This window comes from Sinomonas sp. B1-1, from assembly GCF_050474465.1.
GTDB classification, from domain to species: domain Bacteria; phylum Actinomycetota; class Actinomycetes; order Actinomycetales; family Micrococcaceae; genus Sinomonas; species Sinomonas flava.
Genome location: NZ_JBCHVF010000007.1, coordinates 67,189 through 82,467 on the forward strand (window position 1 = coordinate 67,189; position 15,279 = coordinate 82,467).

General features: G+C 72.0%; 13 protein-coding genes and 2 riboswitches. Of the genes, 2 read left to right on the forward strand and 11 right to left on the reverse strand.

The features are described from left to right. Positions 1–102: 102 nt before the first annotated feature. Positions 103–834 (forward strand): hypothetical protein, encoded by a 732-nt coding sequence (locus ACQ5BE_RS11600; RefSeq protein WP_413250035.1) that lies wholly within the window; start codon positions 103–105, stop codon positions 832–834. After that, on the forward strand, positions 831–1,550 hold the full coding sequence (locus tag ACQ5BE_RS11605; RefSeq protein WP_430297167.1) for a hypothetical protein: 720 nt from the start codon (positions 831–833) through the stop codon (positions 1,548–1,550). The genes ACQ5BE_RS11600 and ACQ5BE_RS11605 overlap by 4 nt, the downstream gene beginning before the upstream one ends. Positions 1,551–1,735: 185 nt before the next feature. Here the strand turns inward: ACQ5BE_RS11605 and ACQ5BE_RS11610 are convergent, their stop codons facing one another. The 11 genes from ACQ5BE_RS11610 to ACQ5BE_RS11660 all read right to left on the reverse strand — a co-directional run bounded on the left by ACQ5BE_RS11610 (position 1,736) and on the right by ACQ5BE_RS11660 (position 15,224). Further along, positions 1,736–4,771, reverse strand: a complete 3,036-nt coding sequence (locus tag ACQ5BE_RS11610) for a glycoside hydrolase family 38 C-terminal domain-containing protein (protein ID WP_430297168.1) — start codon at positions 4,769–4,771, stop codon at positions 1,736–1,738. Positions 4,772–4,875: 104 nt separating this feature from the next. After that, the gene (gene fdhD, locus ACQ5BE_RS11615; protein WP_430297169.1) at positions 4,876–5,733 is read right to left on the reverse strand and encodes a formate dehydrogenase accessory sulfurtransferase FdhD; all 858 of its coding nucleotides are present in this window, start codon (positions 5,731–5,733) and stop codon (positions 4,876–4,878) included. Between the two features lie 29 nt (positions 5,734–5,762). Then, positions 5,763–8,090 carry an FdhF/YdeP family oxidoreductase gene (locus ACQ5BE_RS11620; RefSeq protein WP_430297170.1) on the reverse strand — a complete coding sequence of 776 codons (2,328 nt, stop codon included), beginning with the start codon at positions 8,088–8,090 and terminating at the stop codon, positions 5,763–5,765. Between the two features lie 66 nt (positions 8,091–8,156). Then, a complete protein-coding gene (locus ACQ5BE_RS11625; RefSeq protein ID WP_430297171.1) occupies positions 8,157–9,503 on the reverse strand; it encodes a molybdopterin molybdotransferase MoeA in 1,347 nt (448 codons plus the stop codon). Further along, entirely contained in the window at positions 9,500–9,832 is a 333-nt protein-coding gene (locus tag ACQ5BE_RS11630; protein ID WP_430297172.1) for a DUF6457 domain-containing protein, read from the reverse strand. Before ACQ5BE_RS11630 ends, ACQ5BE_RS11625 begins: the two co-directional genes overlap by 4 nt. Next, positions 9,832–10,551, reverse strand: a complete 720-nt coding sequence (gene mobA, locus ACQ5BE_RS11635; protein ID WP_430297173.1) for a molybdenum cofactor guanylyltransferase — start codon at positions 10,549–10,551, stop codon at positions 9,832–9,834. Before mobA ends, ACQ5BE_RS11630 begins: the two co-directional genes overlap by 1 nt. Next, positions 10,515–11,015: an HNH endonuclease gene (locus tag ACQ5BE_RS11640; RefSeq protein WP_208711718.1), complete on the reverse strand. Its 501-nt coding sequence runs from the start codon at positions 11,013–11,015 to the stop codon at positions 10,515–10,517. Before ACQ5BE_RS11640 ends, mobA begins: the two co-directional genes overlap by 37 nt. Before the next feature lie 279 nt (positions 11,016–11,294). Then, the gene (locus ACQ5BE_RS11645) at positions 11,295–12,059 is read right to left on the reverse strand and encodes an NlpC/P60 family protein (RefSeq protein ID WP_430297174.1); all 765 of its coding nucleotides are present in this window, start codon (positions 12,057–12,059) and stop codon (positions 11,295–11,297) included. A 100-nt stretch (positions 12,060–12,159) separates the two neighbouring features. After that, positions 12,160–12,888, reverse strand: a complete 729-nt coding sequence (locus ACQ5BE_RS11650; RefSeq protein ID WP_430297175.1) for a C40 family peptidase — start codon at positions 12,886–12,888, stop codon at positions 12,160–12,162. Positions 12,889–12,907: 19 nt separating this feature from the next. After that, a riboswitch (cyclic di-AMP (ydaO/yuaA leader) is annotated at positions 12,908–13,072 on the reverse strand. Positions 13,073–13,263: 191 nt separating this feature from the next. Further along, positions 13,264–14,091, reverse strand: coding sequence for a M23 family metallopeptidase (locus ACQ5BE_RS11655; RefSeq protein ID WP_430297176.1), 828 nt, complete (start codon positions 14,089–14,091; stop codon positions 13,264–13,266). Between the two features lie 6 nt (positions 14,092–14,097). After that, positions 14,098–14,310, reverse strand: a riboswitch (cyclic di-AMP (ydaO/yuaA leader). 218 nt (positions 14,311–14,528) lie between these two features. Next, on the reverse strand, positions 14,529–15,224 hold the full coding sequence (locus tag ACQ5BE_RS11660; protein ID WP_413250025.1) for a metal-dependent transcriptional regulator: 696 nt from the start codon (positions 15,222–15,224) through the stop codon (positions 14,529–14,531). Positions 15,225–15,279 lie beyond the last annotated feature (55 nt).

Below are 15,279 nucleotides of genomic sequence, written 5' to 3' on the forward strand. Positions count from 1 at the left end.
AGACCAGCATAGGGCAGCCCCCGGACAACGTAAAATCGACACGCAGGACCAAGCCGCCCGCCCGGGGAGCTCTCGCGCGGCTGAAATGGAAGGAGGGGTTCCGTGCCTGTCTCAGCGTTGGACTTCCGCCACTGGATGCAGGAACTCGCACCGGGCAAGTCCGCCGCCGACATCTGCCGCAGGTCAGGCGTCAAGCGGAGCACCCTCGCCCAGCAGCTGGTCCGCGGGAAGGTCCCCGAGGCGACCGTCGTCGCCGTCGCCCGCGCATACGGGCAGAACCCCGTCCTCGGGCTCGCGCGCTTCGACCCGTACCGCGAGCTCGCGGCGAGCACCGCGCCTCCGACCGACGCCGAGCTTCTCAGCCAGGTCCCCACGGCCCGCTTCCTGCGCGAGCTGCTGGTCCGCAGCGGCGAGCTGGCCCCCAACGGCACGCACCCGGCGTCGGGCGCGGCGGGCCATCCGGACGCGGCAGTGCGCCAGTGGGTCGAGGCGATCGACGACGGCGAGCTGCGCCAGCGTGTGAGCATCGCCTCCGGCGTGGCCCCCCAGAACTTCTCGGCCCAGCTGAGCGCGAACCGCCTGAGCCCCGAGCTCGCCGTCAGCACGGCGAGGGAGGCCGGGGTCGGCCTCCGCAACGGCCTCGTGGTCACGGGGCTGGTGACGGCAGGCGAGGCGGGATGGCCGCCCGAGGCCACCGAGGGCGCGCTCAGGCGGCTCCCCGACGCCGAGCTCGTCCTCATGGCCTCCGAGCGGCTCGCGGCCCTGGGCAAGAACCTGCGGCGCGCCGCCACCGACGAGCGCGCCGCGACGCGCGTCTGGGAGCACCTCGGATGACCTGGCTCGCCTGGATCACGTTCGGCATCGCCGTCCTGCTCGCCGTCGTGCGGATCCCCGCCGCCCTCCGCGGGGAGAACCGCCTCATGATGTGGCTCTTCACCCTGTTCGCCGCCACCATCCTCCTCAGCATCGAGCGGCCCTACCTGGCCATCGACGCCCTGCTCGGCGGGGTGAACCTCGCCAACCTCCTCCTGCGCTTCTTCATCTACGCCGTGTGCCTGCTGCTGGCCGTGCGGATCGCGCGGGCCTTCGGGTCCCGCGGGGCCGAGGCGGCCCTGTACGGCCCCTGGGGCCTGGGCGCGCTGGGGGTCGTGGCCGCGGGGACGGTGGCGTCCTTCCTCCTGATGGGCCTGCAGCCCTCGAGCGTGGGGCTGCACGAGGGCACCGACGAGGTCTGGTTCGGCGTCTACGCCGCCTTGGGGCGCGTGTACCCCACGTTCACCGGCGTGGTGCTCATCCCCTCGCTCTTCCGGGCAACGGTCGGCGCTGCGCTGCCGGCGCTGCGCGTTGCCGCCGGACTGATCGGCGCGGGCTACACCCTGCTGATCTTCACGAACCTCTTCCCGCTCATGCCGCTCTCCTGGGTGCCCGTCATGCAGACGATGAACTACTCCGTGCTCCTGCTGCTCTTCGCCGGCCTGACGGTGATCTGGGTCGCCAGCCTGCAGGCCCGTCGACGTGCCGCATCCGCGCCGCGGCGTCTCACAAGGTAAAAATCCAGCCCCTTGAGGAACTGAATTCACATTTTCATTAGGACATGCCACAATCATGATTGTGTGAACACGGCCTGTCAGGGGGACAGGGTGGTTCTTCATTGGGGGGATGAGTGGCGGCGGCCTTCGGGCCGCCACCACTCAGCCATTTAAGGGCAGGGCAGGCTCACACGGGGACCCGCGCCTCACGGACGGCGGAAGCGGAGCGTGACGAGCTCGAACGGCCGCACCCTGAGCCGGGCCGTCCCGCCGCCCCCGCCCGCAATGGGCGACGGCGCTCCCGGCGCGAGCGGTCGCTCGAGCAGGTCGACCGCATCGACCGCCGCGCACTCGAACCCCGCCGCGACCTCGGCCTCCGCCCTGGCACCGAGGGACTCGTAGAGCCGCACGACGACGTCGCCGGAACCGTCGGCGGCGAGCTTCACGGCCTCCACCACGAGCGAGGACTCCGAGACGGACACTAGCGCCTCGACGTCGCGCGCGCCCCGCACCGTCCGCTCGGGCAGGTTGACCTCGTAGCCCTCGCGCAGCGCGTCGGCGATCCCCGCCCCCGGCGCGAGGACGACCGTGAACCGGTGCAGTCCGGAATCAGCCGCCGGGTCCGGGTACAGCGGCGACTTCAGCAGGGAGAGCCGCACGGTCGTCGTCGTGCCCCCGTCGCTGCGGACCGTGCGCGTGACGTCGTGGCCGTAGGTCGCATCGTTCGCGAGAGCGACGCCGTAGCCGGGCTCGCCCACGTGGATCCAGCGGTGCGCGCAGATCTCGAACCTGGCCGCGTCCCACGACGTGTTCACCGCGACGGGCCGCCGCACATGGCCGAACTGCGTCTCCGAGGAGCTCTGCTCGGCGCGGAGGTCGAGGGCGAAGCCGAGCTTGAGGAGCTTCTGGCGCTCGTGCCAGTCGACCTCGGTCTCGATGCGCAGGGACGTCGCGCCGGGGGCGAGCACAAGGCGCTGGCGCACCCGCGATGCGCCGAAGGACCGCTCGACCACGAGCACCGCCTCCCCCTCCGCCCCGTCTCCCGGCCCCACCGCGTCCGCGCCCGTGATCGCCTCGACGCTGTTGCGGTAGAACTCGTCCAGGTCCCAGGCGTCCCACTCGTTGGGGGTGTCCCGGTGCAGCTCGAACAGGTTCGAGCGCGCCCCCGGGGCGATCGCGTCACGCCCCGACACCGCGTCCACGAGGCCCACGAGGAACCCCTCGCCGTTGACCTCCGCGCGCACCGCGCCGTTCTCGAGGACCCAGCCCCCGCCCCTCGCGGCGAGGGTCGCCGGCCGCTCGGGGCGCACGACGGCGCCCGCGGCCAGAGCCGGGACACCCGCTCTGGCCCGGGGGGCGGCGTTGAGCAGGATCTCGCGGTCCCCCGCGCCCACGAGCGATTCCGCCGCACTCGCGATGAGTCCCTCGAGGCCGCGCTCGATCGCGGCGTAGTTCCGCTCGGCGTCGCGGTGCACCCATGCGATCGCGCTGCCCGGGAGGATGTCGTGGAACTGCTGCAGGAGGGTGAGCCGCCACAGGCGCTGGAGCTCATGCGCCGGGTAGGGCGCACCCACCCGGACAGACGCCGTGGCGCACCACAGCTCGGCCTCGCGCAGGAGGTGCTCCGAGCGCCGGTTCCCCCGCTTGGTGCGCGCCTGGGCGGTGTAGGTGCCGCGGTGCTTCTCGAGGTACATCTCCCCCACCCACACAGGCGGAGACGCGTAGTCCGCCTCGGCCTCGGTGAAGAACCGCCGCGGAGAGGCCACTTCGAAGCGGGGTGAGCCCTCGAGGTCTTCCCAGCGCCGCGCGGCCGCCATCATCTCCCGCGTGGGGCCGCCGCCGCCGTCGCCGTAGCCGAACGGGAGGAGGGACACCGTGGCGCGTCCGTGCTCGCGGAAGTTCCGCTCGGCGTGGGCGAGGTCAGAGGCGCGCAGGTCCGAGTTGTAGGTGTCCGCGGGCGGGAAGTGCGTGAACACGCGGGTCCCGTCGATCCCCTCCCAGAGGAAGGTGTGGTGGGGGAAACGGTTGACCTGGTTCCACGAGATCTTCTGGGTCAGGAACCACCGGTTGCCCGCCGAGCGGGCAATCTGCGGGAGCGCGGCCGAGTAGCCGAAGGTGTCGGGGAGCCAGGTCTCCTCGCATTCGGCCCCGAACTCCTCGAGCAGGAACCGCTTGCCCTCGAGGAACTGGCGGGCCAGGGCCTCCCCGCCCGGCATATTCGTGTCCGACTCGACCCACATTCCTCCGACGAGGACGAAGCGCCCCTCGGCCACCTTCTCCTTGATCCGCTCGAACAGCTGAGGGTAGCCGTCGCGGATCCAGGCCAGCTCCTGGGCCTGCGAGCAGGCGAAGACCAGGTCCGGGTCCTCGTCCATGAGCGCGACCACGTTGGAGAACGTGCGGGCGCACTTGCGCTGCGTCTCCCGCACCGGCCACAGCCAGGCCGCGTCGATGTGGGCGTGGCCCGTGCCGACGATCCGGTGGGCGCTCGCCGTCGCCGGCTGCGCGAGGACGCCGGCGAGCGCGTCGCGTCCTGCGGGCGCCGTGCCTGCGACGTCGGAGGGGTCCACCGCGTCCGTCATTCGCTCGAGCGCGCGCAGGATCTGGTGCCGCCGCGGACGGTCGTCGGGAAGCTCATGCATCAGGGAGTTGAGGGCCGAGGCGTCCTGGAGGAGCTCCCACGCGGTGATGTCCCGCTCTGCGAGGACCATGCGGCCGAGCCGGTAGAGGGGTTCGGTGCCGGCAGTGGCGGGGTCGCCGAGCGGGGTCGGCTGGAACGTCCACCCCTGGGCGATGTCAGGATTCGCCGCCGCCTCGACGTAGAACTCGACGTCGCGCCCTCCTCCCAGCGCTGCGAGCGGAACGTAGTGGTTGCGCGGGTTCAGCGCCTTGACGGTCGTGCCGTCGGCGCGCCATACGAGCCCTTCGCACTGGAAGCCGGGCAGTTCGGTGGTGAATCCGAGGTCGACGACGGCCTCGAGGTCCGTGCCCGGGCCTCCCCACCCCGGTGGAACCTCGGCGGTGAGGCGCAGCCATGTCGTGCTCCACGGCGGACCCCACGGGGCTCCTTCTGCGACCGGGACGAAGGCCTGCCGGAGGGCCTGCGCGGCGGGCACAGGTTCGCCCGGGGCATCCCAGCGTTCGGCCGTCAGGGGGATCGAGCGGCGGTAGAGGGCGCGCTGCAGGCGCTCCCGGATGAACCTGTCGATGCGCGCCTCGATGATCCGGCGGTCGTCATGCACGGAATATCCAATCAGTTGACAAACCTGTGGACATCAAAGCTACTCCGCCGTATCCCGCGGTGGAACGGACGGCCGGTCTCATTTCGGTACAGATCCGAGGGGCACTAGGAGGCGACCAGCCGCTCGTGTCCGGCGTAGACGTTGAAGCCGTCCCCACGGCTGAAGCCGATGAGGGTGACCCCGGACTCTTCGGCCAGCTCCACCGCCAGCGTCGACGGAGCGCTGACGGCTGCCAGGACCGGGATACCGGCCATCGCCGCCTTCTGCACGAGCTCGAAGGAGGCGCGCCCGGAGACCTGCAGGACGGTCCCGGCGAGCGGCAGCCGGCCCTCGCGGAGGGCCCAGCCCACGACCTTGTCCACCGCGTTGTGGCGTCCCACGTCCTCGCGGAGGCAGAGCAGCTCAGCCGAGGTACCGTCGTCGCCGACCGAGAACAGCCCGGCGGCGTGCACCCCGCCGGTCCGGTCGAAGAGCGCCTGGGCCGCGCGCAGGCGGGCGGGCAGGCCGGCGACGAGCTCGGGGAGCAGCCGCACGCCGTCGCCCGCGGGGCTGTGGTGGGAGGAGCGCCGCACCGCCTCGATCGACTCGGTCCCGCAGATCCCGCACGAGCTCGACGTGTACACGTTGCGGCCGGTGGCGGGCAGCGGCACGCCGGGGCGCAGCTGGGCGTCGACGACGTTGAACGTCTGCCGGCCCTGCGCGTCCTCCCCCGCGCAGAAGCGCTCGGAGACGAGCTGCCCGGACTCCCACACGACGCCCTCGGAGACGAGGAAGCCGGCCACGAGGTCGAAGTCATCCCCGGGCGTGCGCATCGTCACGCTGTAGGTCATGCCGCCCAGCGGCGTGGACAGCCGGATCTCGAGCGGCTCCTCGACCGCGAGCACGTCCTCCTTGTGGCGCACGGGGTGCTCACTGCCCAGGACGTACTTGTGCACCTTGCGGCGCTGGCTCAACCGGCCCATCACGGCCTCCTAGCTCGGTTCTGGCGGCGTCAGCTCAATTGTCCCGCGCGTGCCTCGTCCTCAGCAGCCGCGTGGCGCTCGAAGCGGACGGTGATGGCCTTGAAGCCCGGCGTGTTGGACTCCCTGGCCACGTTGTCGCGGTGCACGAGCGCGTTCGCCTCGGGGAAGTAGGCCGCCGCGCAGCCCCTCGAGGTGGGGTAGGCGACGAGCCGGAACCGCTCGGCCCTGCGCTTCTCGCCGCGGAACACGCTCACAACGTCGACGAGCTCGCGGTCCGCGAAGCCCAGCTCCGCGAGGTCCTCGGGGTGGACGAGGACCACGCGGCGTCCGTCGCGGATGCCCCGGTAGCGGTCGTCGAGCCCGTAGAACGTCGTGTTGTACTGGTCGTGGCTGCGGATGGTCTGGAGGACCAGGTGCCCCTCGGGCGCCTCGAGGTACTCGAGCGGGCTCACCGTGAACTGGCCCTTGCCGGCGTCGGTGGCGAACGTCCGCGTGTCCCGCGGGGGGTTCGGCAGGACGAAGCCGTTCTTCGTGCGGATCCTGGCGTTGAAGTCCTCGAAGCCGGGCAGCACGCGGGAGATGTGGTCGCGGATCACGTCGTAGTCCTCCGCCATGGCGCGCCAGTCCACGGGATGGTCCTCGCCGAGGGCCGCGACGGCCATGCGCGCGACGATGACGGGCTCGGCCAGCAGGTGGTCCGAGATGGGCTCGAGCCGTCCCTGGGTCGCGTGGACCATGGACATGGAGTCCTCGACGGAGAGGAACTGGCGGCCCTTCGGGTGCTTGTCGTCGCGGTCGGTGCGGCCGAGCGTCGGAAGGATCAGCGAGGTCTTCCCGTGCACCACGTGGGAGCGGTTCGGCTTGGTCGAGATGTGCACGGTGAGGCCGGCGCGCTGCATGCCCGCCTCGAGCGCCTCGGTGTCCGAGTTGGCCTGGGCGAAGTTGCCGCCCAGCGCCACGAACACGTCCACCTCGTCCTTCTCGAACGCGTGCAGCGTCTCCGTGGAGTCGAAGCCGTGCTCGCGCGGGGAGGCGATCCCGAACTCCCTGTCCAGCGCCGCGAGGAGCCACTCCTTGGGCTTCTCCCAGATGCCCATCGTCCGGTCGCCCTGGACGTTCGAGTGGCCGCGGACCGGGCACGCGCCGGCGCCCGGCTTGCCGAAGTTGCCCTGGAGGAGGAGCAGGTTGATGATCTCGCGGATCGTGTCCACCGAGTGCGGCTGCTGCGTCAGGCCGAGCGCCCAGCACACCACGGTGGCCCTGGACTTGGCGAGGAGGTTCGCGACCGTGGCGATCTCGAGGCGGGACAGGCCGGTGGCCCGTTCCGTCTCATCCCAGTCGATCTGGGCGCGCGCGGCCGCGTACGCCTCGAAGCCCTCGGTCTGCGCCTCGATGAAGGCGTGGTCCACGACCGTCCCGGGCGCGCGCTTCTCCTCCTCCAGGAGGAGGTGGCCGAGGGCCTGGAACAGCGCGAGGTCGCCGCCGACCTTGATCTGCAGGAACTCGTCCGAGATCGTCGCGCCCTCGCCGACATAGCCCGAGAGGTTCTGCGGGTCCTTGAAGTGCAGGAGGCCGGCCTCGGGCAGCGGGTTCACGGCCACGACCTTCCCGCCCTTCGCGCGGCACTCGGCCAGGGCGGACAGCATGCGCGGGTGGTTGGTGCCGGGGTTCTGCCCCACGACGAGGATGAGCTCCGCCTCGTGGATGTCCTCGAGGGATACCGTGCCCTTGCCGATCCCGATGGTGGGGTTGAGCGCGGAGCCGGACGACTCGTGGCACATGTTGGAGCAGTCGGGGAGGTTGTTCGTCCCGAGGCTGCGGGCGAAGAGCTGGTACATGAAGGCGGTCTCGTTCGCCGTCCGGCCCGAGGTGTAGAAGACGCAGCGGTCGGGCGTCGTGGCCCGGATGTGCTCGCCCACGAGGTCGAACGCCTCGGTCCAGGAGATGCGGCGGTAGCGGTCGTCGCCCGGGCGCAGGACGACGGGCTCGGTGATGCGCCCCTGCTTGGAGAGCCAGTAGTCCGTCTTGTCGCGCAGCGTCTCGATCGGGTGGGATCCCCACCACTCGGGGGTCACAGCGGAGACCGACGCCTCCTCCGCGACTGCCTTCGCCCCGTTCTCGCAGAACTCCGCGGTCTTGCGCTTGCCGTCGGATTCAGGCCAGGCGCAGCCCGGGCAGTCGAACCCGCCGCGCTGGTTGATGCGCAGCAGCGAACGGGCGGTGCGCCATGGGCCGGCCTGCTCGAGCCCGCGCTGGAGCGCGACCGTCACCGCCTTCAGCCCGGCGGCCGCCGTCTCGGGGGCCTCGACGTGCAGGGAATCCTCGTTGATGTCCGTCACCGGCGAGTCGTGGGTCATGGCACCATCGTGCTGTACGCCACAGGAGAAGGCGAATCGCAGCCCACGATGCGGGCAGCGGCACGCTCAGGCGTCCAGGCCGCTCCAGTCGACGGGCTCCTTCGACGCCGCGGAGCGCCGTCTGCCCTTCGCAGCCGCGGGCTTGGCCGGCGTGTCGAGGGGCCGGCCCCACGGCAGGGGCAGGCATGCCACCGGCTCCGCGAGCTCGAGCCCGTGCGGAGGCACGACCATGAAGCCGTCCGCGCGCGCGAGCCCGCGCAGCATGCCCGAGCCGATGCCGGTGGCCGGAGAGGCCATGCCGTACATCCGGCGGAACGGGAGCACCCGGGTGCGCTTGAGCTCCGCCTCGAACGCCTCCCCCGAGGGAAGCTCGACGGCGGCGAGCGGCTCCCGCCCGCACAGCGCGGCGAACAGCGGCTCACCGACCGTCACGAGCCCGACGACGGCGGCCAGCGGGTTGCCCGGCAGGCCAAGGAAGAAGCGGCCGTCGGGGAGCTCGGCGAGGACCGTGGGGTGCCCCGGACGCATAGCCACGCCGTCGATGAGGAGCCGGCCGCCGAGCTCGGCGACCGTGGCACGGAAGTAGTCCGAGCCGCCGAGCCCGGTGCCGCCCGTGGTGATCACGACGTCGGCCGGCGGGGCGTCGCCGTCGTGCCCACTGGGCGCGCCGCTGGCGGAGGGCGTGTCGGCCATCGCCGCCGCCCACTCGTCAGCGCCGTCGCCGATCTTCTCGTGGGCGGCGAGGATCCCGCCGTAGGCCTCGACAAGGGGTGGGATGAGATAGCTGAAAACGTCCCGCACACGGCCCGGGCCGGGCAGGCCCGCCTCGGTGACCTCGCCGCCGGTGCGCACGAGCTTGACCAGGGGACGGCCCGTGACGGGGACCTCATCGTAGCCGGCGAGCGCGGCGAGCGCGACCTGCGCCGGGCCGAGATCTGTGCCGGAGCGGAGGAGCACCTCGCCCTCGCGGGCTTCCTCCCCCGCGGGCCGGATGTCCGCGCCGCCGGTCGGCGAGCCGGGCGGCGCGGCGGGGCCGAGACGGAGGTGCGGGAGGCCGTCGTCATCCGGGGCCACTTCACCGTGCTCGCGGCGGAGGACGGCGCGCGCACCGGGCGGGAGCGCGCCGCCGGTCACGATGGTGCTCGCCTGGTGCGCGTGCAGCGGCTCGCCCGGCTCGGCCAGGATCCACGGGCCGGTGCCGGACACGGCCCACCCGTCCATCGCGGACGAGGCGTAGTGCGGCATGTCGCGCAGCGCCACCAGGTCCCCGGCGAGGGTGCGGCCCGAGGCCCGTGCGAGGGGGGCTGACGACGGCGGGAGCGGGCCTGCCGCCGCGGCCGCGGCTGCCCGGGCCTCGGCCCAGGAGTGCTGGAGCGCGTGGTGGGGATCGGCCGCTTGCGGGCCGGGCGTCATCCCTCGGTCCCGGCCGTCCCGTGTGCCTTGGCCAGCCGCAGTGCGATCTCACCGGGGGTCTCGGCCTCCGGGCCCAGCTCGGCATCGGCGCTGGTGGCGGCGAGGCCCGCCGCGTAGCCCACGAGGTACGTGGTCAGAGGCGCGGCCGGGCGGACGACCGAATGCGCCGCGACCCCGGCCAGTCCGAGCACGGCATCGATGTCGACGTCGATCTCGAGCCCCAGCGCCTGCGCGAGCTCGGCGCACCAGGTCCGCAGCACGGCGTCCTGGTCCGGGGCACCGTCCTGGCGGCCGCCCTCCTGCCCGCCCGCTGTCGAGGGCTCAGTCATCACAGGTCCTCCTGCCGTGCCGTCCCGCCCGGGGCATCCGGGCGTCCGATGCCCCAGCGCTCCGCGGCGTCCCACGTGTCGACATCGTCGGAGAGGCCTGCTGGGAGGCGCAGGGGCAGCAGGTCCAGCCTAGCAACGAGGTCCCGCATCGGCCGGTCGGTGAGCCCGCCCTCGCAGTCGAGTCCCGCGAGCACACGCGTGAGGGGCCCACGGCGGTAGGCGGCCAGGAGCGGCTGGAGGCGCCCGGCGTCGTCCTCCGCGACGATCGCGTCCGGCCCCCGCCCGCCCTCGGCAGCGGCCGCCGCCCGGGCGAAGCCCACCGCGGCGTCGAGGAGGAGGGGCACCGCATCGGCGGACCGGGGGACGTCGACCGCGAGCACGACCACCCACGGCGCCCCGTCCGGCGAGCCTCGCCCCAGCTCCTCGACACCCGCACCGAGCGCGGCTAGTGGGCCGCCGAAGCGCGGCTCCTCGAGGACGTAGCGCACGGCCGGCGGCGCGCCGTCGGCGCCCGGGCCGGGGCCCACGACGACGGTCTGCCGGGCGCCGGCGACCGCCGCGAGGGCGCGCTCGAGGAGACTGGCACCTTCGAACACCAGGAGCGGCTTGGGGAAGCCGCCGAGGCGCGTGGCGCGGCCGCCGGCGAGGACGACGGCGTCGAACGGCGGAGGGGCTTCCTGGCTCAGGCCGCCGACTCCGGGACGAGGAACGGGCTCCACTGGGCTGCCGGCTTCTCGAGTTCCTTGATCTGCCAGACCACGCCCACCGGCGGAGAGGGGCTGAAGCGCAGCTTCCACCCCATCTCCGCGGGCGTGTGGTCGCCCTTGACGTTGTTGCACCGCAGGCAGCAGGCCACGAGGTTCTCCCACGAGTCCGCTCCGCCGCGCGAGCGCGGGAGCACGTGGTCGACGGTGTGGGCTGACTTGCCGCAGTACGCGCAGGCATGCGCGTCCCTTCGGAGCACTCCGCGTCTGCTGACGGCGGTCGTGTAGGTCCGGCGGGGCCTGATGTACCGGTTCAGCAGGATCACGGACGGGCGCCCCAGCACTTCGCGCGGTCCGACGACTGGATCGCCGTCTTCCGCCACGACGCTCGCCTTCCCGGCGAGCACCAGCACGAGGGCGCGGCGGAACGTGACCACCGCGAGCGGTTCATAACCAGCATTCAGAACGAGTGTGCGCATGCGCGTTCCTCTTCACGGCCGCACCCGGTCAGGGGCACAGGGCCGGCTGCCCTGTGCGTAGCCGGGCTGGATCGACTCTCCAAGAGTACTGAACGGTTGAGTGATTAAACGAACAGGCGGGATGCGGCGCCCCAACCGTCGGCCGAAGTTCACGCGCGCGTCATGTTCTGACCGGCGCGGATTAAAACCCTCAGGCGCCCCATTCCTCGCGGTATGGGGCGCCTGAGGCGCGCGTTCCCGGGGCCGTTCGCAGTGCCCGGGAGGGCGGTGTCGTGTGGATCAGCCGCCGACGCGGATGAAGACCGGGCCGGAGCCCACGTTCACGCTGAACAGCGCGGTGGTGCCGCCGTTCCACCCGCCGTGGACGGCCATGCCGTTGCCGACGTACACGGCGATGTGGGCCAGGCCCATGCCGCCGTTGGCGTAGTAGGCGAGGTCGCCGGGCTGGGCCTCGGCGGCGCTGACCGTGCGGCCGAGGGAGAGGTAGCCGGCCGGCCAGCCGTGGTAGTGGATGCCGACGGCGGCCAGCGAGTTGGTCACGAGCATCGTGCAGTCCTGGGCGACACCCAGCTGGGCGTACGCGGCGGCGGCGATGGCGGCACCCTGGCCGCTCGCGGCGGCGGGGGCCGGGGCGGGAGCCTGCACAGCGGTGCTGGCGGCGGCCTGCACCTTGGCGGGAGCCGGAGCCTGGGCCTGCGGGGCGGCCTGGGCGACGGGGGCCGGGGCCGGCTTCTCGACGACCGGGGCGGCAACGGACTCGACGGCGGGACGCTCGAAGGTGACGGCGGCCGTCGTCTCGGCCGAGATCGGCGCCTGGACGGCGCTCTCGACCTCGAGGGCAACCGGGGCCGACGCCTCGCGCTGGGACGAGACCTCAGCAGCGTTGGCGGCGACGCCGCTGGTCAGGACGAGGCCGCTGGCAGCCGCGATGACGGCGGCCTGGCGGCCGACACCGCCGGCGTTCTCGGTGACAGCCTTGGCGATGATGGCAAGGGAGGAGGTGTTGTCGGCGCGGTGGCGCCCGATTCCTGCACGGGTGGTCATACGGGTGAGTTCTCTCTCTCGTGTCCCTCAGGCCGCAGGGGGACGGCCCTCGGAAGGCGCCGCAGCGGGGGTCACCGCCGCGCCCGGAAGTGGATGGTTCTCAGCTGAGGGTGTAGAAGACGGACGAGCCGGTCGCGGCCACGGCGTGGAGCAGCGTGCCCTGCGAGGGGTTGAGCGCGCTGATCATCATCCCGTTGCCGACGTAGATGCCAACATGGGCGCCGCCGTTCTGGACCACGAGGTCACCGGGGGCCGGAGTGGCGGTCTGGCGCATGATGCTCCATGCCTGGACACGCGGGATGCTGATGCCTGCCTGGGCGTAGACCCACTGGGTGAAACCCGAGCAGTCCCAGCCAGCAGGAGTGGTGCCGCCCCAGACGTAGGGGTGGCCGATGCCCGTGTAGGCGATCGCCGCGAGGCTCGAGCCGGCGGCGTTCACGGTGGCGTCCACAGCGGGCGACGACTTCGTCGCGACCGCGGCCTGCGCGGTAGCGGTCTGCGTCTGCGCGGCCGGAGCGGTGGACTGGGTCTTGACGGGCTCGACGACGGGCGCGGCGACCGACTCAACGGCGGGGCGCTCGAAGGAGACCTGGGCATCGGTGGACGCGACGACGCTCGGCACAGCAGTGCTGGCCACGTCGGAGAGGGCGGAAGCCTCGCGCTGGGCTTCTGCAGCCTGCGCGGGGAGCCCGGCGCTGATGATCAGCCCGGACGCCGCGGCGATGACGGCCGCCTGGCGGCCGATGGTGCCTGCATTGTCGGACACTGCCTGCGCGACAGCTTCGAGCGGACGGGTGCGGACCGGTACGGCGCGATGGCGCGCAGTCATGGTGCGTGACGACACAGAAGTAGCCTCTCCCAGTGCCTACGAGGTGAGCTGTCGGGTTCGGATTGGAAGTATCCGGCCTCCCGGCTCGCGCCGGGCTGCTTAACCCCAAGGCCCTCCCTGAGGAGGACCAGAAGTGGTTCCCCCGCCTCTGCCAAGCGGTGTGTGCGAACGGCTTCGGAGAGTGGCAGAGCTAGGCATTCTCTCCGAATGTTCCAACTTGGTAGGAGCTGGAACAGGAACGACCCTACAGGACACCGGACCATATGTCACATTCGGATCACGGTGTGTTTATCGAGGATCACGAAAAGGACACGACGAAGGGCGCGCGCCCGAAAGCACGCGCCCTGGAGGGCTGGAGAGGGCCGCTAACGCGGCTCAGAGCCAGCCGTTGGGGTCGACGACGTCGCCGTTGACCATGACCTCGAAGTGGAGGTGGCAGCCGGTGGAGGCACCGGTCGTGCCGCTGAGGGCGATGAGCGCCCCGCGGTCCACCTTCTGGCCCACCGAGACCGAGAACGAGGAGAGGTGGTTGTAGGTGGTCTCGAGCCCGTTGCCGTGGTCGATCACGACCCGGTTCCCGCCGCCGTAGGGGTGCCATCCGGCGAAGGTCACGGTTCCGCCGGCGGCCGCCTTGACGGAGGTCCCGCACTGGGCGGCGAAGTCCTGCCCGCGGTGGAACTCGCCGGCCCACCCGCTGATGGGGCTCACGCGGTAGCCGAACGGAGAGGTCTTCTCCATGGAGTCGAGGGGGGCGCCGAGGGAGTGCTGGGCCTGGGCCGGCGTGACACCCTTGGCAGACTCGGCCGTGAGCATCTGCTGGAGCTGGCCGTCCGGGTTGAGTGCACTGCCCACGGAGGCCCGGCTGAAGGCGACGGACGCGTCCTCGGGCGCCGTGACCTCGGGCAGGACGGCCGTGTCGACGACCTGGGAGGCCTTCGAGGCGGCGCCGGCCTCGATGGCACCGGTGGCGGTGGGGACCGTCACGGTCAGGACAAGGCCCGTCGCGGCGAGTGCCACCCCGGCCTTCTGCCCGACCCCGGCGACCGAGGCGATCTCGGCGAGCTGGCGGACGGGGCTCTGGCGCTCGGCGGCGCGGCGGCCGCGCCTGCTGGCGTCTCGGGGGCGGAGGCCCGCGGCATGGTCGACATCGGCGAACGACGGCGACTGGGCGCGACGTCGACCGCGGACAGCTTGCTGGCTCAAGCGAATTCCCTCTCTCGTCAAGCGCCTGCGAAGTTAGCTGTCGGGTTCGAGCCAGAGAGTCCGGACTCGGCCCAGCCGCGCGGGTCTGGGCACACGGGTATCCACGGATGGATCCTGCGTGCCAGTGTCCCGAGCGTGCTGCGGGCTTCACCCCAAGGCGGCCTCGGCCGCCGCTGGTGGTTCCCCCGCCTCTGCCTTGGATTGCTGCATCCCGGTCCGCTGGCAGAGCTCGGCGTGCGGCTGGGATCACGCCGAAGTCCCGGCGCTTGTCCTCCAGCATAGAGGAACTCAAACCCGATGTAACGCTTTCGTGACCTTTAGTGAGAGGAAGCTCACGCCAAATTGGCGTCTGGCGGGTTACTCCACCGAGTAGAGGTTTTGTCCTCTTGTGTGAGGCCTTGTGCGACTCCCCGGTAACTACGCGGCTCGCGGGCCAGCTATGCCACCGAGACGAAGACGTGCGCCGCAACCTCGACCGGCAGCTCCAGCGCGCCGTCGACCATTGCCACGCGCACCGAGATGTAGTCCCCCACCCGCTCGAGGGCGACCTTGGCGCCCGGACGGATGCCGCCCTCATCGAGCTGTGCCAGCAGCTCCGGGTCCACCTGGATCGGCTCGGCGAGCCGGCTCACCACGACCCGGGAACCCGGGGCATAGGTGTCCATCGCCTCCACGAGCGTGACGACGCCGTCGGCGAACCCCTCGGAGGGGGTGCCGCCGAGGGCCTCGAGGCCGGGAATGGGGTTCCCGTAGGGCGACTCCGTGGGCCGTCCGAGCAGCTCGTACAGCCGGCGCTCGACGCGCTCGCTCATGACGTGCTCCCAGCGGCACGCCTCGTCATGGACGTAGGGCCAGTCCAGCCCGATCACGTCGGAGAGGAGGCGCTCCGCGAGGCGGTGCTTGCGCATGACCTCGACCGCCCGCCTGCGGCCGTCGAGGGTCAGCTGCAGGTGCCGGTCCCCTGAGACGACCACGAGGCCGTCCCGCTCCATGCGTGCCACGGTCTGGGAGACGGTGGGGCCGGAGTGGCGGAGCCGCTCGGCGATGCGCGCGCGCAGTGGGGTGATGCCCTCCTCCTCGAGTTCGAGGATGGTGCGCAGGTACATCTCGGTGGTGTCGATGAGGTCGGACATGCGGTGCTTCGAGCTCCTCGGGCGGTGGGGCGGTGCGGACGGCGTCGCTGCCGCA